Annotated in this window: 1 pseudogene; it reads left to right on the top strand. The window is 77.5% G+C overall.

Annotation, left to right across the window (positions count from 1 at the left end):
- Positions 1-262 (top strand): annotated as a pseudogene (locus ACSNOD_RS31965) (condensation protein); the annotation flags it as partial.

The following is a 262-nucleotide window of genomic DNA, read 5'->3' as shown; positions in this document are numbered from 1 at the left end:
GTCCACTTCCCCCCGCCCGGCCCGGACGCCCTCGCGCTCGCCCGCTCCCGCGCCCTCGCCGACTGCCCGCCGCTGCTCCTCTCCCCGCCCGTGCGGCTGGAGGTCGTGGTCCCCGACCCGGACGCCGCCGGCTGCGTCCTCGTACTGACGATCAATCACACCGCGCTGGACGGCCCGGCGTGCCTGCGCGTGCTGGCGACGGCGGCGCAGCTGTACGGGGGCGTACCGAACGCACCAACCGCCCCACCGACCCCACCCACCG

Source organism: Streptomyces sp. URMC 123 (assembly GCF_051386515.1).
Taxonomy (GTDB): domain Bacteria; phylum Actinomycetota; class Actinomycetes; order Streptomycetales; family Streptomycetaceae; genus Streptomyces.
The sequence above is the reverse complement of the archived record's forward strand: the minus strand, read 5'-3'. Positions and strand labels throughout refer to the sequence as shown.